The 17,416-nt window shown below is 62.6% G+C and carries 16 protein-coding genes; 6 read left to right on the forward strand and 10 right to left on the reverse strand.

From position 1 onward, the window contains the following. Positions 1-119: 119 nt before the first annotated feature. Together PspR32_RS19780 and PspR32_RS19785 are read left to right on the forward strand one after the other, a co-directional pair. Positions 120-1,193, forward strand: a complete 1,074-nt coding sequence (locus tag PspR32_RS19780) for a diguanylate cyclase (RefSeq protein ID WP_026001161.1) — start codon at positions 120-122, stop codon at positions 1,191-1,193. 57 nt (positions 1,194-1,250) lie between these two features. After that, positions 1,251-3,833 (forward strand): bifunctional diguanylate cyclase/phosphodiesterase, encoded by a 2,583-nt coding sequence (locus PspR32_RS19785; protein WP_159389059.1) that lies wholly within the window; start codon positions 1,251-1,253, stop codon positions 3,831-3,833. On the opposite strand, the gene PspR32_RS19790 is transcribed toward PspR32_RS19785, so the two are convergent. Beyond that, positions 3,830-4,411 carry a TetR/AcrR family transcriptional regulator gene (locus PspR32_RS19790; protein ID WP_010220522.1) on the reverse strand — a complete coding sequence of 194 codons (582 nt, stop codon included), beginning with the start codon at positions 4,409-4,411 and terminating at the stop codon, positions 3,830-3,832. The genes PspR32_RS19785 and PspR32_RS19790 overlap by 4 nt on opposite strands. A 105-nt stretch (positions 4,412-4,516) precedes the next feature. Between PspR32_RS19790 and PspR32_RS19795 the strand changes: the two genes are divergently transcribed. Then, on the forward strand, positions 4,517-5,959 hold the full coding sequence (locus tag PspR32_RS19795) for an amidase (RefSeq protein ID WP_159389060.1): 1,443 nt from the start codon (positions 4,517-4,519) through the stop codon (positions 5,957-5,959). 97 nt (positions 5,960-6,056) lie between these two features. On the opposite strand, the gene PspR32_RS19800 is transcribed toward PspR32_RS19795, so the two are convergent. Then, complete coding sequence (locus PspR32_RS19800) at positions 6,057-6,380, reverse strand: DUF2025 family protein (protein ID WP_010221109.1); 324 nt, start codon at positions 6,378-6,380, stop codon at positions 6,057-6,059. A gap of 187 nt (positions 6,381-6,567) precedes the next feature. On the opposite strand from PspR32_RS19800, the gene PspR32_RS19805 reads away from it, so the two are divergent. Continuing rightward, complete coding sequence (locus tag PspR32_RS19805) at positions 6,568-7,782, forward strand: GAF domain-containing sensor histidine kinase (protein ID WP_036996622.1); 1,215 nt, start codon at positions 6,568-6,570, stop codon at positions 7,780-7,782. Here PspR32_RS19805 and PspR32_RS19810 read toward each other — a convergent pair. Next, the gene (locus tag PspR32_RS19810; RefSeq protein ID WP_159389061.1) at positions 7,721-8,638 is read right to left on the reverse strand and encodes a LysR family transcriptional regulator; all 918 of its coding nucleotides are present in this window, start codon (positions 8,636-8,638) and stop codon (positions 7,721-7,723) included. The two genes, PspR32_RS19805 and PspR32_RS19810, sit on opposite strands and share 62 nt — an antisense overlap. A 125-nt stretch (positions 8,639-8,763) precedes the next feature. On the opposite strand from PspR32_RS19810, the gene PspR32_RS19815 reads away from it, so the two are divergent. Then, positions 8,764-9,522 (forward strand): SDR family NAD(P)-dependent oxidoreductase, encoded by a 759-nt coding sequence (locus PspR32_RS19815; RefSeq protein ID WP_010221106.1) that lies wholly within the window; start codon positions 8,764-8,766, stop codon positions 9,520-9,522. A gap of 4 nt (positions 9,523-9,526) precedes the next feature. Here PspR32_RS19815 and PspR32_RS19820 read toward each other — a convergent pair whose 3' ends face one another. From PspR32_RS19820 to PspR32_RS19840, 7 genes are all read right to left on the reverse strand, one after another. Continuing rightward, complete coding sequence (locus PspR32_RS19820; RefSeq protein ID WP_010221105.1) at positions 9,527-10,396, reverse strand: efflux RND transporter periplasmic adaptor subunit; 870 nt, start codon at positions 10,394-10,396, stop codon at positions 9,527-9,529. 11 nt (positions 10,397-10,407) lie between these two features. After that, entirely contained in the window at positions 10,408-10,614 is a 207-nt protein-coding gene (locus PspR32_RS19825; protein ID WP_010221104.1) for a DUF1656 domain-containing protein, read from the reverse strand. Next, positions 10,601-12,589, reverse strand: a complete 1,989-nt coding sequence (locus PspR32_RS19830; RefSeq protein ID WP_100782850.1) for an FUSC family protein — start codon at positions 12,587-12,589, stop codon at positions 10,601-10,603. Before PspR32_RS19830 ends, PspR32_RS19825 begins: the two co-directional genes overlap by 14 nt. A 181-nt stretch (positions 12,590-12,770) precedes the next feature. Next, the gene (gene ccoM / locus PspR32_RS26530) at positions 12,771-12,887 is read right to left on the reverse strand and encodes a cytochrome c oxidase subunit CcoM (RefSeq protein ID WP_010221102.1); all 117 of its coding nucleotides are present in this window, start codon (positions 12,885-12,887) and stop codon (positions 12,771-12,773) included. A gap of 134 nt (positions 12,888-13,021) precedes the next feature. Further along, the gene (locus PspR32_RS26215; RefSeq protein WP_010221101.1) at positions 13,022-13,183 is read right to left on the reverse strand and encodes a hypothetical protein; all 162 of its coding nucleotides are present in this window, start codon (positions 13,181-13,183) and stop codon (positions 13,022-13,024) included. A gap of 76 nt (positions 13,184-13,259) precedes the next feature. Further along, on the reverse strand, positions 13,260-13,589 hold the full coding sequence (locus PspR32_RS19835) for a hypothetical protein (RefSeq protein ID WP_010221100.1): 330 nt from the start codon (positions 13,587-13,589) through the stop codon (positions 13,260-13,262). Between the two features lie 91 nt (positions 13,590-13,680). Beyond that, positions 13,681-14,367 carry a M949_RS01915 family surface polysaccharide biosynthesis protein gene (locus PspR32_RS19840; RefSeq protein WP_036996625.1) on the reverse strand — a complete coding sequence of 229 codons (687 nt, stop codon included), beginning with the start codon at positions 14,365-14,367 and terminating at the stop codon, positions 13,681-13,683. Between the two features lie 119 nt (positions 14,368-14,486). On the opposite strand from PspR32_RS19840, the gene rapA reads away from it, so the two are divergent. Beyond that, positions 14,487-17,333: an RNA polymerase-associated protein RapA gene (rapA, locus tag PspR32_RS19845; RefSeq protein WP_010221098.1), complete on the forward strand. Its 2,847-nt coding sequence runs from the start codon at positions 14,487-14,489 to the stop codon at positions 17,331-17,333. Positions 17,334-17,416 lie beyond the last annotated feature (83 nt).

Here is a 17,416-nt window from a genome sequence, read left to right on the forward strand (position 1 = left end):
AGTGATTGCATCAACCGTGAAATGGCTTGTAAGGCCATTTTTCAATAGCCTGCGATTGTTCAACAATATTGACAGCATTTATGCGATAAACGGCGCCCCGGAATAGACCAGCATCCATGATGGAAAAGAAAAGCGGCAAGGGACTTTCATTTGTAAAGCGGATTTACCTGCCGCGCATCATCGGCCTGGGGATCGGCATGCTCAGCGTAATGGCCGGGATTTCAAGCCTGCCTGTGCCCTCATGGGCCTGGACCCTGCTGCTGTTCAACGGCCTGGTCTGGCCGCACCTGGCCTATCAAATCGCCCTGCGCGCCAACGTCCCGTACCACGCCGAGTACCGCAACCTGCAACTGGACTCGCTGATGGGCGGGTTCTGGACCGCCACCCTGCAGTTCAACCCGCTGCCCAGCGTGACTATCCTGGCGATGATGGCCATGAACAACTTCGCTGCAGGCGGCCAGCGTCTGTTCTTCAGGGGCCTGCTGATCCAGGGCCTGGGCATGCTGTTGTCGATCGCCCTGTTCGGCCCCGGGCTACAACTGCACGCAACCACCCTGCAAGTCTATGCGTGCCTGCCGATGCTGACGCTCTACCCCATGGCGGTCGGCTGGGTCTGTTATCGCCTGGCGATGAAGCTGTCTGAACACAAGCGCAGGCTAAGCGCCCTGAGCCGCACCGACAGCCTGACCGGCCTGCTCAATCATGGCTCATGGAAAGACCTGCTGCAGCTCAAGTTCCAGATCTGCCAGCAGCAAGGCCGCGAAGCGGTGATCGCAATCATCGACATCGACCACTTCAAAACCATCAACGATACCTACGGCCATGTCGTCGGCGATTGCGTCCTGCACCAGTTGAGCAATGAGCTCAAGCGCACCCTGCGCGATGATGACCTGGCCGGACGCTACGGGGGCGACGAATTTTGCGTCATTCTTCCGGATACCCGCCTGGAAGACGCCAGGCAGGCCATGGAACGCCTGCGCGAACGGGTCGGCAGCTACCGCAACCCACAGCTACCGGAGCTGCACATCAGCCTGAGTATCGGCCTGGCCAGTTGCAGCGACGCCCTGCCCGACCCGGAAGCCTGGCTCAATGAAGCGGACAAAGCCCTGTATTGCGCCAAGAAAGGTGGCCGTAATCAGGTCAATTTCGCCGATTCGGACCTCACTGCGCTGAAGCTGGCCTATCCTGAGTGAACGTTCGTCCGCGCGGCCAGGCCGCAGGGATGCAGCTCAACAAGGACCAGCCCGAGTATGGACAGGATTGCCGATGCTCTGCCAGCCAGCCAACGCCCCAGCTTGCAAACACGCAAACTCATTGCCGCCATCGCGGCGTTGTTCGCACTTGCCTGTCTGATTGCCTTGGGGGCACTGTTCAATATCGCTGCCACGCTCAACACCAACGAGCGGGAAAAAAGCAGCTTCTACGCCCATAAGGCCCTGGAGCAGCGGCTGGAGTCATCCCGGCAGTTTCTTTCCAGTTACGCGGTATGGAACGCCGCTTATGATCACCTCAATGGCAGCGCCGACCTGCACTGGGCGTATGAAGAGAAAAACGTTGGCGACTCGCTGTACACCGCCAGCGGCTACGAGGGGGTGTTCGTCATCGATGACCAGACGACCAAGTACGCCCTGTTCAAGGGCCAGCTAAGCAAGGCCCCGGCCGATACCTATATAGAAAGCCCACTAGGCCCGATCATCGACAAGGCGCGCAGCGTCGCTGCCGAACGCCAGCAGATTACCGAACACGTGCTGTTCAACGGCTGGCCCGCAGTACTGGTGGCTGCGGCCATTCGGCCCGATGACGAAGTGCTGGGCATCGACCCGCAAACCACCTCGGTGATGCTCTTCGTTGATCAACTGACGCCGGAAAAACTCACCCGCCTGGGCAGCGGCGTCGGCCTGAGCGGCATGCACATCGAAAAAGCCGACGCGCCGCTGGCGGATCAACCCAGCCTGAAGCTTGGCGATACCGGCTACCGGCTTGACTGGATCACCCCGCGCCCCGGCGAACAATTGCTCTGGGCCGTGCTGCCGCCGTTGCTCGGCGCCATGCTGGTACTGGGTTTGCTGATGGTCTACTTCTTCCGCTATGCCTTGCGCACATCACAGGAAATCGACGCCAACCTGCGCAACCTGCAGGCTACTAACCAGGCGCTGGAAGCCAGCGAGCAGCGCTTTCGCGCAGTGGCCGAGGCCGCATCGGACTGGATCTGGGAAACCGACCGTCATCATCGCCTGAGCTACCTGTCCCAGCGCTTCGTCACCGTGACGGGCTTTCAGAGCGAGGACTGGCTCGGCCAACCGCTCAACCAACTGCTCAGTTGCGAGACCACGCCGCTGATACAGTGGCTCGACAACCAGGCCGATACCGACTCGCAGCAAGTTGCCAACCTGCGCTGCGCCTATCGCGACCAGAGTGGCCAGGTACGGTTTTGCCGGGTTTCAGCCCGCTCGATTGTGTTTGACGGCAAACTGGCCGGCTATCGAGGCACCGCCAGCGACATTACCGATGAAGTCGCTGCCCACGCGCGCATCCAGCACCTGTCGATGCATGATGCGCTGACGGGCCTGGCCAATCGCAACAAGCTCTCGCGTTTTCTCGACCAGGCCTTGCTCAAGGGCCCGGACGCTACACCGCTGACCCTGTTGTTGCTTGACTTGGACAGCTTCAAGCCGATCAACGACTCCCTTGGCCATCCCGCCGGCGACGCCGTGCTGCTGGAAGTCGCTGCCCGCCTGCGCGAATCGACCCGCGACGGCGACCTGGTGGCGCGCCTGGGTGGTGATGAATTCGTGCTGGTAATGAACGGCATGGACAGCCGCAACGAGATCGATCGCTTCTGTGCACGCTTGATCGACAGCCTGCACCAGCCGATCCACTACGAAGAACAGGCCCTGCACATCGGCGCCAGCCTGGGCGTGGCGCAGACGCGCCTGCAGGGCTTCGATGCCGGCGAGCTGATCCGCTGCGCCGATATCGCCCTGTATCAGGCCAAGGCAGAAGGCAAGAACACCTGGCGCTACTTCTCGCCAGAAATGAACAAGCAGATCCAGTACCGCCGCCAACTGGAAAACGACTTGCGCAAGGCACTGAAGAACGGTGAGTTTATCCTTCACTACCAGCCACGCTACCGCCTGGAAACCCTTGAGATCGTGTCGGTCGAGGCGCTGGTGCGCTGGCAGCATCCGGTCGAAGGCCTGCTGGGCCCGGACACCTTTATTCCCCTGGCCGAACAGACCGACCTGATCGTGCCCCTGGGCCGCTGGGTATTGCGCGAAGCCTGCGAGACCGCCCGCCACTGGCCGGAGGGCCTGCTGGTGTCGGTCAACCTGTCGCCCGCACAGTTTTCGCGCAGCGACGTGGTCAAGGATGTTCATGAGATCCTGGTCGCGACCGGATTCCCGGCCCAGCGCCTGGAGCTGGAGATCACCGAAAACGTCATGCTCAACGATATCGAAGGCGCGTTGAGCACCATGAATGCGCTCAAGGAGCTGGGCGTGCGCCTGAACATGGATGATTTCGGCACCGGTTACTCGTCACTGGGCTACCTGCGCACCTACCCATTCGACAGCATCAAGATCGACAAGCGCTTCATCGCCGGGCTCAGCAGCGACGGCAACGACCGCGCCGTGGTTCAGGCGATCATCAACCTGGGCAAGGCCATGGGCCTGACCGTCACCGCCGAAGGGGTGGAAACCGAGCAGCAACTCAAGGCCCTGGGCAAGGAGCAATGCCATGAGGTGCAGGGCTACTACCTGAGCAAGCCGATCGACAAGCTGGCCTTCGAAGCACTGCTGCAAGCCGGTGAGAACAGCCGCGCCGACGTCTCCTAGGCCGCAGGTAAACCAAGCCGGGCGCGTACCAGCTTGAGCAGGTTCGGGCCGACCTCGTCAAAACCTTTGTTCTGCGCAACGATCTGCACGCCTTCGAGCAGCAGCGTCAGTTCGAACGCTGCCTGCTCAGGCTCGGCGATCCCCGACGCTTCACATAAGCGCACCAGACGGGCCGCCTGACGACGCTTGTGCGCCTCGATCAGCTCGCGCGCCGGGCTGTCGCACACCGGTAGCTCTGCCAGGGTATTGGTATAGGCGCAACCACGGTGCGAAGAAAGCACCGGCTCCTGTACCAGAAACTCGGCAAAACCGAGGATCTGTCGCGCGGGCTGAGCGCTGAACTGCTCGGCCAAACGCCCCCAGACTTCGTCGTACTCGGCCATCATCAGACGCAACCACTCCAGTACCAACACATCCTTGGACTCGAAGTGCCGGTACACGGTCATCTTGGTGGTTTCGGCCTTCGCGGCAATGGCATCGACAGTGACGCGAGTGATGCCCTCGTTGAAAAACAGCTCGTGGGCAGCATCCAGGACCCGCTCGCGCGGGGGCAGACGGGCGATTCGTTGCGAACGCATGGGCTCACTCCAGTTGACGACGATACTAACAAGTATCACTCTATACTCATGAGTATCTTTCGATACCCATCGGTATTTTATCGTCAATTGTCACGGGAGTGCGCCATGAAGGTGAGTGAATATGTGCAATTCGATGCCATCGGCCTGGCCGAGCTTATTGCTCAAGGACAAGTCAGTGCCGATGAAGTGCTGGCAGCGGCGCAGCAGGCTATCGCCAGCGTGGAGCCAAAGGTCAATGCCCTGGCCGAACACTGGCACGACGAACCGCTGCCCGCCTGCGCCGAAGGACCGTTGTACGGCGTGCCATTTCTGATCAAGGACCTGGCCATCAGCATGCAGGGCCGCGCCCACGAGTTCGGCAGTCGCCTGGCGCAAGGCACCGCCAGCACGGCCGACTCGTTCCTGATGCAGCGTTTTCGCCGCGCCGGACTGCTCACCCTGGGGCGTACCACCACGCCGGAACTGGCCATCAGCACCACCACCGAATCGCGCCTGTGCGGCCCGACCCGCAACCCTTGGGACCTGAACCGCAGCGCCGGTGGCTCCAGCGGTGGCTCGGCGGCCGCGGTGGCCAGCGCCATGGTACCGGTTGCCCATGCCACCGATGGCGGCGGCTCGATCCGGGTGCCAGCGGCGGCCTGTGGCTTGTTCGGGCTCAAGCCCGGACGCGGGCTGATTTCCATGGGGCCATTCATGGACGAAGCCTGGAACGGCCTAGCGGTTCAGGGTGTGCTCAGCCGTACGGTGCGCGACAGCGCCCTGCTGCTCGATTGCATGGCCGGGGCGCAAGCGGGCGATCCGTACCCGCTGGCCCCTGCACAAGGCAGTTACCTGAGCGCGCTGAAGCAAGCACCTGGCACCTTGAAAATTGCCGTGCAGTGGCATCCGCTCAATGGCCGGCGCAGCAATCCGCTGATGGTCGAGGCGCTTCAGGGATTGGTCCGAACCCTGGAGAGTCTTGGTCACCACTGCCAGCAGGTAGACCTGGATATCGGTCTGTCGTGGGAGGCTTTCGTCGAGATGAACGCGCGCTTCTGGGGCAGCAACACCGCAGCCTGGCTTGATGCCCTGAGTGCCGAGACTTGCCGCCCGCTCAACGCTCAATGGCTGGAGCCGGCAACCCTGGCGCTGCACCGTTATGGCAAAGCACTGTCGGCTACCGAGCTGCTCGCGGCGATGGATCAGCGCAACCTGGTCAGTCGGAAACTGGGCGGGTTCTTCCAACGCTTTGACCTGTTGCTGAGCCCGACCCTGAGCGAGCTGCCGCCGGTCATCGGCGACTACAACGCAGGTCAAGAACAGGTCGATGGGCTGGGCTGGATGCACCGGGTATTCAATCACTCCCCCTTCACTGCCCTGGCGAACATTTGCGGTACGCCATCGATGTCGGTGCCGTTGTACCAGGATGCGGCTAGCGGCCTACCGCTCGGTATGCAGTTTACCGCGGGTGCAGCGGGTGAGCGTCTGCTGCTGAGCCTGGCCGGGCAGTTGGAACAGACGCTGCCCTGGAGCGGGCGAACCCCGCCAGTCTGGGCAGCGTCAGCTTGAAAAGCATCGCCGGCAAGGCCGACTCCCAGTGTAGATCGGCGTGCACCACCCCCTGTGGGAGCGGGCTTGCCAGCGATGCGCCCAGTGCGGTCTTGCCTCAGGCCCGCAACCGCCGCTGTGCGGCAATCTCCGGCAAATCCTTGCGGCGCAGGTAAATTCGCAGCGGCTCGGTAACATTGAGCCGCTCATCGACATTCTGCGCCAGCAGAACCTCGATCAAGGCACGGCTCAAGGTCATGATCTCGCCGTCACCGGCCTGCCAGACAAACTCGCTGCTGGGGGTGATGCTGTCGTCAGCCACGTCCATGCCGAACGAGTCTTCGCTGAAACGCACGATATGCTTGCCAAGCTTGCGGTGAAAACCGACAAAGCCCTTGAGCTGGTCGGCGGCGGCGCAGATGTCCTGGGATGTGATGTGCATGTCAAACCTCACTTGAAAAGGGGATTGGCACGCTGGGCGAAAGGGGTTGCGCTCTGGCGGGCAACTCGAGGTCAAGGTTAATGGAAATTCATCGCATCCGGTAAAGGATTTTTTCACCGAAGCAGCTGTTGCTCGCTAGACTTAACCTACTCAACGCCCTCCAGTAGTCAGCGAACGTGGATGATTCATGAGCACCGCCGTCACTTCAGATATCGCCACGATCAGCCGTATCAATGCAGTACCTGCCATCCTGCAGGTTATCTGCGAGACCACCGGCATGCGCTTCGCGGCGGTCGCCCGGGTTACCGACAGCAGCTGGACGGCTTGCGCCGTGCTCGACTCACTGGGCTTTGGCCTGAAAGTCGGCGGCGAACTGGAGCTGATCACCACCCTGTGCCACGAGATCCGCGCCAGCCACCAGACCATCGTGATCGACAAGGCCAGCGAAGACGAGCAGTACTGCAACCACCACACCCCGCGCATCTACAAGTTCGAGAGCTACATTTCCGTGCCGGTGTTTCGCACCGACGGCAGCTTCTTCGGCACCATCTGCGCCCTTGACCCTCTGCCCGCCGAGCTCAAGGGCAGTGCCATCCAGCCAATGATGGAGTCCTTCGCCCGCCTGTTGTCGATCCAGATCGAAAGCGAAGAGAACGTCCAGCAAACCGAACAGGCCCTGGAAGAAGAGCGCGCCATCGCCGAACTGCGTGAACAGTTCATCGCCGTGCTCGGCCACGACCTGCGCAATCCACTGTTCGCCATTACCGCAGGCGCCGAACTGCTCAGCCAGCGCCTGCAGGATGAAAAAAGCCGCGCCATCGCCCAGCACATCCTGACCTGCGGACGACGCGCCAACCAGTTGGTGCGCGATGTCCTGGATTTTGCCCGCGGGCGCTTGGGCAACGGCATCATGATCAACGTCCAGCCCTGCCCGGACCTGGCCGAAGCCCTCAGCCACGTGGCTTCGGAGCTGCAACGGGTGCACCCGGAGCGCTTGATACACCTGAACATCGGCAACCTCGGCAACATGCACTGCGACCGCGAGCGGGTCACCCAGTTGCTGTCCAACCTGATTGCCAATGCCCTGACCCATGGCGCTGCCGACAGCCCCGTGAATGTCATGGCGGACATCCGCGATCGGGTGTTCGTCCTCGGTGTGCACAATCAGGGCGAACCGATTGCCCCGCAGGTGATGGCGCAACTGTTCCAGCCCTTTTCACGACCACGTGACGATGCACCGCAACCCGGTCTTGGCCTGGGCCTGTACATTGCCAACCAGATTGCCCTGGCCCACGGCGGGCGCATGGAAGTGGTGTCGAGCGCCGAAGCCGGAACGCTGTTTACCTTCCGCCTGCCACTGGATCGAGTTGAGCCTGAAGCAGTTGCGCCAGCCACTCCATAAATACCCGCACCCGTTGTGGCAGGTGCAATTGCCCGGCGTAGAGCAATGACACCGGCATCGGTGGCGCATTGAATGCCTGCAGTACCGGCACCAGTTCGCCGCGATCCAGGAATTCGCGCAGCCCGGCAGCCGGCGCCTGAATCAGGCCAAGCCCGGCCAGGCAGGCACTTTCATAGGCTTCGGTGCTGTTGACCGTAATGCCCCCGGGCATGGCCTGGTACAGCGTCGCGCCGTCCTGTTCATACTCAAAACCCGGGCTGCGCGCCCCCAGATGCTGCACATAGTGAATCAACCGATGGTTGGATAAATCCGCAAGGCTGGTCGGTGTACCAAAACGAGCCAGGTACGCGGGGCTGGCGCAATTGAGCATGCGCAGGCTGCCCAGGGGCCGGGCGACCAGGTTCAGGTCACTCAGCGTGCCGATGCGTAGCACGCAATCAAAACCTTCACGTAGCAGGTCGACCTGACGATCGGTGCAGCTGATCTCCAGCGTCAGGCCAGGGTGGCGGTCCATGAACTGCGGCAAGTTCGGCAGAATGATGCGCCGCGCCACCAAGGTCGGAAAATCGATGCGCAAACGGCCACTGAGCGTTGCCGCATCGGTGCGAAACAACCCTTCGAGCTCATCCATTCGCGCCAACAGGTCTTTGCTACGCTCGTACAGTTGCAGGCCATCCTGGGTGGCCTGCACCCGCCGCGTGGTGCGATTGAACAGGCGCGCGCCAAGCAGCGCTTCCAGGGCCTGAACCTGTTCGGAAACAGACGAACGCGGTAGCCCCAGGCTCTCGGCGGCGTGGGTGAAACTCGACAATTCGCTGACCCGTACAAAGGTGCGCAGCAGTTCCAGCTTGTTCATGGATGAACGCTCAACTGTTCGGACTACCCGATCAGTATTTCCGATTTCCATGGATTTATCAGCCAGTAACCGACCAATAAACTCCTCCCAACTTCAGCCACCGGCTCGACCACGAGGACCACACCATGACCCGCAAACTCGCACTGATCACCGGCGCCAGCCGCGGCCTGGGCAAGAATACCGCCCTGCACCTGGCCGCCCAGGGCATCGACATCATCGGTACCTACAACAGCAAGGCTGATGAGGCCCAGGCACTGGTTAAAACCCTCGAGGCCAGCGGCGTGCGTGCGGCCATGTTGCAACTGGACGTGGGTAACAGCGCCAGTTTCGAGGCTTTTGCCCAGCAGTTGAGCGAAACCCTGCACAAGGTATTCGGCCGCCAGCACTTGGACTTTCTGGTGAACAACGCCGGCATCGGTATCAACGCGCCGTTCAGTGAAACCAGCGAAGCGCAGTTCGAGCAGCTGTTCAATATCCAGCTCAAGGGCCCGTTCTTCCTGACCCAGCGCCTGCTGCCGCTGATTGCCGACCAGGGCCGGATCGTCAACATCTCCACCGGCCTGACCCGCTTTGCCCTGCCCGGCTATGCCGCTTATGCCGCGATGAAAGGCGCCATGGAAGTGCTGACCCGCTATCAGGCCAAGGAACTCGGCGCCCGCGGCATTCGCGTCAACATACTTGCGCCGGGCGCGATCGAAACCGACTTCGGCGGTGGCGTGGTGCGTGATAACAATGAGGTCAATGACTTCATCGCCGGCAACACCGCCCTGGGGCGAGTCGGCCTGCCGGACGATATCGGCGCCGCAGTTGCCCTGTTGCTGGGCGATGGCGGCGGCTGGATTACCGGTCAGCGCCTGGAAGTGTCGGGCGGGATGTTCCTGTAAGCGCTCAATGCTGCACTTGGTCCTCGCGCACCTGCACGCTGGCGGTCATGCCGGCGCTCAGGTTGACCCCATCCGGCACCTGATCGAGCTTGATCCGCACCGGAATGCGCTGGGCCAGGCGCACCCAGTTGAACGTCGGTTCAACTTCGGCGAGCAACTGGCTGTCAGGGTTGGCGTTGCGGTCGGTAATGCCGCGGCTGATGCTTTCGACATGCCCTTGCATCGGCTCGCCAGCGCTCATCAGCCAGACCTTGACCGGGTCGCCGACATGAATGCGCGGCAGCTTGGTCTCTTCAAAATAGGCTTGTACGTAAAAGGTCGAGTCATCCACCAAGGCCATCACCGATTGCCCGGCATTGACGTAGTTGCCTTCGGCCAGGCGCAGGTTGGTGATGTGCCCGCTGCGCGGCGCCTTGACCTGGCTGCGCGCCAGGTTGATGGCCGCGACCTTGACCTCGGCTTGCGCCTCGCGCAGTTCGCCACGGGCAACGGCAGCATTGATCTGGGCGTTCTCGCGCAGTTCGGCGCTGATCGCCTGGGGCCCCAGGGCGGCACGGCGCGACGCTTCGTGTTCACGCAGACGCAGTTGCTGCTGGCGGGTTTCGGCCACGGCGTTGGCCTTGTCCAGGGCGGCTTCGAAGCGGTCGCGATCGATCGACATGAGCAGCTCGCCAGCTTTGACCTGCTGGTTGTCATGCACTTTCAGCTCACGCACCCAGCCGGACACGTCCGGGGCGATGATCACCACGTCGGCACGAATCTTCGCATCACGGGTCCAGGGCGTGAGCATGTAGTACTGCCAGAGCTTCCAGCCGGCAAATATGGCCACCGCCACCAGGCACAGGGTTACTGCGATACGTACAGCAGCACGCATGGTCACACTCCTTATAACGGCCCCAGCACGTGGGTCACCAAGGTCAGAATACAAACGAACAGCGCGCAGTCGAACAACGCCTCATGCCAGACCCAACGCCCCAACGGCGTGTAGCGCAACAGCAGGCGCACCACGCCGGTCAGCAGCAAGGCCAACAACACATAAACCAGAAACGGGCTGAGCAGCACACCGCCCAGCGCCCATTCACGCAAGCCCATGGATTTCCTCCTGCCGACGGCACCACTTGCCCCAGCTCTTCTGCAATTGCAGCACGGCGCCAATGGCCAGGCGCAGCGGGTCACTGCCGGGAACATGTTGCAGCGCCTCGATGAACTGCTCGCTAGCCGCGTCCAGGCGCTGGCCGCGCCCCGGGGCCGGGCCGCTGGCCAATACCGCTTCAAGTTGCTGCAGGTACTGGCGCTCGGCCGTGACCACCGGCGCTTGGGCAACCGCCAGGCACATGCGCAGGTGCAGCAGTTCGTCACCGATATCCAGGCCGTGCAGGCCATCATCCCAGCGCCCGCGCTCATGTTCGGGCAAGGCACTGTAATGCCGGGCCAGTTGCAGCAAGCGATCGGCCATGCGCCCGCCGAACCAGCTGTCGGCGCCCCGCAGCTCACGGCGGGTCAGGCGCACCAGGTCGCTCTGAGTGGCGGCGCGCAGGCGCTTGCCATGCCAGGCCGGGTTGCGCAGCACCAGCAACTTGAACGCCAGCACCGCGGCGCCGACGCCCATCAGCATGGCCTGGGCGCTATTGAAGAAGTTGGCGACATCGAAGCTCATGACATTCAGCGGCGCTACCAGCACGATAAAATGCAGGCAATAAGAAGTCGCGGTGGCGCCGATCTTCGGGTTGGCCATGCCCAAGGCGCCAAAGAACAGCGGCACGCCCATGGCCAGGCAGAGCATGGCAAAACTGCTGAGCTCCGGCAGCAAGATCTGCCCGACCACAAACGCCACCGGTATCGCCAGCAGGATCCCGCGCAAAAAGCTCATGCCGATCTGCGCGCCGTTCTCGCGGCTGGCGAATAAGCTACAGACCACGCAGGTCAGCACCAACCCACCGGGAGCCGCCTGCCAGGCAGTGGCCAGCCAGAAGCTGGCCATGGCCAAAAATGCCAAGGCGCTGCGCGAGCCGAACAGCAGGGCCAGCGACACATCGCGATGGGCAGCCAGGCTGTCGGGCACATCGGCGGCCGGTTTGCCCTCCTCCACCCCGCGCAAGGCCTGGGTCGCGGCCATGGCGTTATCCAGCAGCAAGGTCAGGCGCGCCAGGCAGTAGTGTTCGGCCGAGCTGATGCGCTCATCGTGGGCTGCATCCCAAACGCGCTGGCGCAGCAGCAACAGGCTGGCCTGATCGGGATGGGCCAACAGCGCCTGGACCTCCTCAAGCCAAGGGGCCATGTGCTGCGCCTGCTGCTCATCGAGTTGCCGCCATTGCCGACGCACCGAGCGGGAAATACGCAACAGCACCAGCAGCTTCTGGCTCAGCCCGCGAATCGCCCGAGCGCGCTGGCGGCCGAGGCTGCCTTCAAACCAGGCATGCTCGCGCTGGGAGTCAACGGCGACGATGCGCCCAAGAATCTCCAGCAGCCCCTTGCGCCCCTGTTCTTCGCCACTCAAGGCGGCACTGGCGGCCTGTAGCCCGCTTTGCCAGGCCTGGCGCGCCTGCCCGCTCAATTGTTGCTCGACACGCATGGGCCAGAGCAAGGCGCTGGTGGCCGTCGCGCAGACAATCCCCAGACAGATTTCGGTACAACGCGCCACCGCCTGGTCGAACACCAGCAGCGGATGGTTGATTGCCGGCAAGGCAATGATCGCCACCGTGTAACCGGCAAGCACGAACGAATAGGCCCAGGCACTGCGCAGCAAGGTCGAACAGGCGGTACACAGCGCCAGCCACAAGGCCAGGGCCAGCAAAAACAACCATGGGGTCTGGGCGAAGGCGCCGATGAACAACACCGACATGACGGTCCCGACCAGCGTGCCCAGCAGCCGCGCCAGGCCCTTCTGCACCACCATGCCCGACAATGGCTGGGCAACGATGAATGCCGTCATCAATGCCCAGGACGGCTGCTCAAGCCCCCAGCGCAGCGCCAGCCACAAGGCCAAGCCACCGCCAAGCAGCGTCTTGAGGGCAAATTGCACAGCGGATGTGTTTGGCGCCAGCAGGGCCTGCAACGTGATGGGCACGGGACGCACCTTGAACGACGGTGTTGTAAAGATAGTCAGGATGAAGCGAGAAGTTCAGGGCTCAATTATTAGCTAGCTAACTATTAATAGTCCAGTGCTTGATTAAAGGTTTTTTCACAGGCAAAAAAAAGGGGCGACCGAAGTCGCCCTAAATGCCTTGCGTGCCCGTGACTGGAAAGGATCAGCGCTCTTTGCGCTTGTTCGAATCTTTCCAGATGAAAATTCCGAATCCGACGAAGAACATCAGCATCAGACCGACTGTAATCACTCCAGCGATAACCACATTATCGAAGAACATGTCGGCCTCCATTTGCCTGCACCTGTCCGATGGGCTTAAGGTAACGAATGGCTCGGGGAAGGAAATTGACCGAGGTCAATAGCGCCCGGAAGCGGGCGCGCAAGGCGGGTACAGGCTTGACCTGCATCAAGTTTTCAACGCTTCTTGGGTTTGCCCTTGGGCTTCTTCTTCGCCTTGCCCAGCGGCATGGCCTGCTCGAACGCCTGGCGAACTTCGTTCAGGCGCTTTTCATTGAGGTCGTGGACCCGGCGTGCACGTTCGGCACCGAGGTCGATCAGGTTGTCGTCTTGGCTCATGGTGGGCTCGGAAAGCTGACTGCAGTGCTGCAATGATGAAGGCTGCGGCCGGCGCTGACCAGTAGCGCTTGTATCCTCAGACTTCGATGTCCACCAGCAGCCCCTGGCGTGGCTGCTCGCCTATCAACGGCGCCACCGGTACGGTGTTGTCGGCGTTGACTTCATCGCCAGGCAGCGGTTGGTACAGTTCTTCATCCTGGCTCGACTGGCGCCTGCGGTGCTGACGGCGCTGCTCCTCACGCAAGAGGATCGCCGCCTGCTCCGGGTCACGCTGCTTGAGGTCGATTGTACTGTCGCTGGAAGTAGGCTGGGCCGGGACCACGGGCTTGATATCTGGCGTCGGCTTTACCGGGTCCAGTTGCTGGGTCACGGGTGCAGCGCTGAGCGGGATGAGGGGCGGCAGCATGGGATGATCTCCTGTCGCCAGTGTGTCGGCTGATGGCCATGGGCCTTGAGCCAGTGCCGGTAAAATGTGCGGGCCGCTTCACAATTGCCGGCTACTGATCGTCCGCCTCGTCCGCCGGGGTGGGTTGGCTTTCGCTCCACGGGCGCTTGAGCACCTTGTTCCAGACCTCGTTGAGGTGATCGCGCAACACTTGCGGCGCGCTCTTGAGCGACGGGCTGTCTTCACGCTCACCGCCAAAAGGCTCCTCGCCCTCGATGGCGATCAGCGACTGGCCATTGATAGCATAGCTGGCCTGGCCTTCCCGCAGCTCGACATGCAGTTCAAGGGGATCGACACCGCCGCCGCAAAAGGCGTGGCTGGCAACCGTCAGTTCGGCCAGGCCGTCGTTGTTGAGATCGCTGACGCCGCTGACATCGGTATAAAAGCCGACATCCAGGTCGAGCCCGGCGCAAGTAGTGTCGTTTTCGATTTTCCAGCGCGGCTTGAAGCTGTCATCGTCCTGGCGACCGTAGAGCGTGGCGCTGAGCTGCACCCGGTCAACGTCCTGATCGGTTTCTTCGTCACGGACCTGGTCATCGTTGCGGCTGAGCACCAGCAGGCCTTCACCTTCGCGGTCGCGGTAATGCACGCTCTGAACGGGCGATTGCACACCCAGCGCCTCGAGCTGCCCGGGGGGAATCGGCGCCAGTATTTCGAAAGCTTTCTTGTCACAGGCCCCCAGCAGTAGCAGTCCCGCCACGGCCAGCGTTCGGATGAACCACGGGTTGGAGATCGGCATGGCTGTATCGGGCCCTCAATGGCGACAGCGGTTTTCGTCGATGAAGTTGCTAGACTCTTTGGTCTGCACAGAGCTATCCGTTAAGATAGTCGGCTTTTTCATGGCGGGAGTCAGGCAGTATGGCGCAGCAGTATCAACCGGGGCAACGCTGGATCAGCGACAGCGAAGCCGAGCTAGGTCTGGGGACCGTTCTGGCACAGGACGGCCGCTTGTTGACCGTGCTCTACCCGGCCACTGGCGACACCCGCCAGTACTCCCTGCGCAATGCGCCCCTGACCCGGGTGCGCTTCTCGCCTGGCGATCAGATTACCCATTTCGAGGGCTGGAAGCTGACCGTGCGCGAGGTCGAGGACGTCGATGGCCTGTTGGTCTATCACGGCCTCGATGCCCAGAATCAGGCTCGCACCCTGCCGGAAACCCAGCTGTCGAACTTCATCCAGTTCCGCCTGGCCAGCGACCGCCTGTTTGCCGGGCAGATCGACCCGCTGCCGTGGTTCTCGCTGCGCTACAACACCCTGGAGCACACCAGCCGTCAGCTGCAGTCGTCGCTCTGGGGCTTGGGTGGCACCCGCGCACAACCGATTGCCCACCAGTTGCACATCGCCCGGGAAGTGGCCGACCGTATCGCTCCGCGGGTACTGCTGGCCGACGAAGTGGGCCTGGGCAAGACCATCGAAGCGGGCCTGGTGATCCATCGCCAGCTGCTGTCGGGCCGCGCCAGCCGCGTGCTGATCCTGGTCCCGGAGAACCTGCAGCACCAGTGGCTGGTGGAAATGCGCCGGCGCTTCAACCTTGAGGTTGCGCTGTTCGATGCCGAGCGCTTTATCGAAAGCGACGCCAGCAACCCCTTCGAGGATGCCCAGCTGGCGCTGGTCGCCCTGGAGTGGCTGACAGAAGACGAGAAGGCGCAGGACGCGCTGTTTGCCGCCGGCTGGGACCTGCTGGTGGTCGACGAGGCGCACCACCTGGTCTGGCATGAAGACCAGGTCAGCCCCGAGTACGCCCTGGTCGAGCAACTGGCCGAGGTCATCCCCGGCGTCCTGCTGCTGACCGCAACTCCGGAGCAACTGGGCCAGGACAGCCACTTCGCCCGCCTGCGCCTGCTTGACCCGAACCGTTTCCACGACCTGGCCGCCTTCCGCGCCGAAAGCGAACACTATCGCCCGGTAGCCGAAGCGGTACAGGAACTGCTCGACGAAGGCCGCCTGTCGCCCCAGGCCCACGCCACCATCGAAGGTTTCCTCGGTGCCGAAGGCGAAGCCCTGCTGGCCGCGGTCAACGATGGCGACACCCAGGCCAGCGCCCGCCTGATCCGCGAGCTGCTCGACCGCCACGGCACCGGCCGCGTACTGTTTCGCAACACTCGCGCCGCCGTCCAGGGTTTCCCTGAGCGCAACCTGCACCCCTACCCGCTGCCCAACCCCGACCAGTACATGGAGCTGCCGCTGGGCGAACACGCCGAGCTGTACCCGGAAGTGGCCTTCCAGTCCCAGGGCGAAGGCAGCGAAGAAGAGCGCTGGTGGCGCTTCGACCCCCGGGTCGACTGGCTGATCGACACCCTGAAGATGCTCAAGCGGGTCAAGGTCCTGGTGATCTGCGCCCACGCCGAAACCGCCATGGACCTGGAAGACGCCCTGCGCGTGCGTTCCGGTATTCCCGCGACGGTGTTCCATGAAGGCATGAGCATTCTTGAGCGTGACCGCGCCGCCGCCTACTTCGCCGACGAAGAATTCGGCGCCCAGGTGCTGATCTGCTCGGAGATCGGCAGTGAAGGCCGCAACTTCCAGTTCGCCCATCACCTGGTGCTGTTCGACCTGCCCGCCCACCCGGACCTGCTCGAGCAGCGTATCGGCCGTCTGGACCGGATCGGCCAGAAGCACACTATCGAACTGCACGTGCCGCACCTGCAGAACAGCCCGCAAGAGCGGCTGTTCCAGTGGTACCACCAGGCCCTGAACGCCTTCCTCAACACCTGCCCAACCGGCAACGCCCTGCAGCATCAGTTCGGCCCGCGCCTGCTGCCGCTGCTCGAAAGCGGTGACGATGACGAATGGCAAGCGCTGGTGGACGAAGCCCGCGCCGAGCGCGAGCGCCTCGAAGCCGAGCTGCACAGCGGCCGCGACCGTCTGCTCGAACTCAACTCCGGTGGCGCAGGTGAAGGCCAGGAGCTGGTCGAGGCGATCCTCGAACAGGACGACCAGTTCGCCCTGCCGATCTACATGGAAACCCTGTTCGACGCCTTCGGCATCGACAGCGAAGACCACTCGGAAAACGCCCTGATCCTCAAGCCGAGCGAAAAAATGCTCGACGCCAGCTTCCCGCTGGGCGACGACGAAGGCGTGACCATCACTTACGACCGCAACCAGGCGCTGTCACGCGAAGACATGCAGTTCATCACCTGGGAGCATCCGATGGTCCAGGGCGGCATGGACCTGGTACTGTCCGGCTCGATGGGCAACACCTCGGTGGCGCTGATCAAGAACAAGGCGCTCAAGCCCGGCACCGTGCTGCTGGAACTGCTGTACGTGAGTGAAGTGGTGGCCCCGCGCGCCCTGCAACTGGGCCGTTACCTGCCACCGGCCGCCCTGCGCTGCCTGCTCGACACCAATGGCAACGACCTGGCTTCGCGGGTGTCCTTCGAAACCCTCAACGACCAGCTCGAAAGCGTGCCCAAGGCCAGCGCCAACAAGTTCATCCAGGCCCAGCGCGACGTACTGGCGCCGCGGATCAACAGCGGCGAAGCCAAGATCATGCCGCGCCATGCCGAGCGTGTTGCCCAAGCGCAGCAGCGCCTGGCGGCGGAAACCGACGAAGAGCTGGCGCGCCTGACTGCGCTGCAAGCGGTCAACCCGACCGTACGCGACAGCGAAATCGAAGCCCTGCGCAAGCAGCGTGAACAAGGCCTGGCAATGCTGGAGAAAGCGGCGCTGCGCCTGGAAGCGATTCGGGTGTTGGTCGCCGGATAAACCGCGCCGTTTTCATCGCTGGCAAAGCCCGCTCCCACAGGATCTTTATCAACCTGCAGATTGCAGGCAAACATTGAACCTTG

This window comes from Pseudomonas sp. R32 (assembly GCF_009866705.1).
In the GTDB taxonomy this organism is placed as follows: domain Bacteria; phylum Pseudomonadota; class Gammaproteobacteria; order Pseudomonadales; family Pseudomonadaceae; genus Aquipseudomonas; species Aquipseudomonas donghuensis.

Bases quoted from the DNA above. Each gene is read 5' to 3' on its own strand.
- PspR32_RS19780 (WP_026001161.1), top strand. From the start codon at position 120: ATGGAAAAGAAAAGCGGCAAGGGACTTTCATTTGTAAAGCGGATTTAC.
- PspR32_RS19785 (WP_159389059.1), top strand. From the start codon at position 1,251: ATGGACAGGATTGCCGATGCTCTGCCAGCCAGCCAACGCCCCAGCTTG.
- PspR32_RS19790 (WP_010220522.1), bottom strand. From the start codon at position 4,411: ATGCGTTCGCAACGAATCGCCCGTCTGCCCCCGCGCGAGCGGGTCCTG.
- PspR32_RS19795 (WP_159389060.1), top strand. From the start codon at position 4,517: ATGAAGGTGAGTGAATATGTGCAATTCGATGCCATCGGCCTGGCCGAG.
- PspR32_RS19800 (WP_010221109.1), bottom strand. From the start codon at position 6,380: ATGCACATCACATCCCAGGACATCTGCGCCGCCGCCGACCAGCTCAAG.
- PspR32_RS19805 (WP_036996622.1), top strand. From the start codon at position 6,568: ATGAGCACCGCCGTCACTTCAGATATCGCCACGATCAGCCGTATCAAT.
- PspR32_RS19810 (WP_159389061.1), bottom strand. From the start codon at position 8,638: ATGAACAAGCTGGAACTGCTGCGCACCTTTGTACGGGTCAGCGAATTG.
- PspR32_RS19815 (WP_010221106.1), top strand. From the start codon at position 8,764: ATGACCCGCAAACTCGCACTGATCACCGGCGCCAGCCGCGGCCTGGGC.
- PspR32_RS19820 (WP_010221105.1), bottom strand. From the start codon at position 10,396: ATGCGTGCTGCTGTACGTATCGCAGTAACCCTGTGCCTGGTGGCGGTG.
- PspR32_RS19825 (WP_010221104.1), bottom strand. From the start codon at position 10,614: ATGGGCTTGCGTGAATGGGCGCTGGGCGGTGTGCTGCTCAGCCCGTTT.
- ccoM (WP_010221102.1), bottom strand. From the start codon at position 12,887: ATGTTCTTCGATAATGTGGTTATCGCTGGAGTGATTACAGTCGGTCTG.
- PspR32_RS26215 (WP_010221101.1), bottom strand. From the start codon at position 13,183: ATGAGCCAAGACGACAACCTGATCGACCTCGGTGCCGAACGTGCACGC.
- PspR32_RS19835 (WP_010221100.1), bottom strand. From the start codon at position 13,589: ATGCTGCCGCCCCTCATCCCGCTCAGCGCTGCACCCGTGACCCAGCAA.
- PspR32_RS19840 (WP_036996625.1), bottom strand. From the start codon at position 14,367: ATGCCGATCTCCAACCCGTGGTTCATCCGAACGCTGGCCGTGGCGGGA.
- rapA (WP_010221098.1), top strand. From the start codon at position 14,487: ATGGCGCAGCAGTATCAACCGGGGCAACGCTGGATCAGCGACAGCGAA.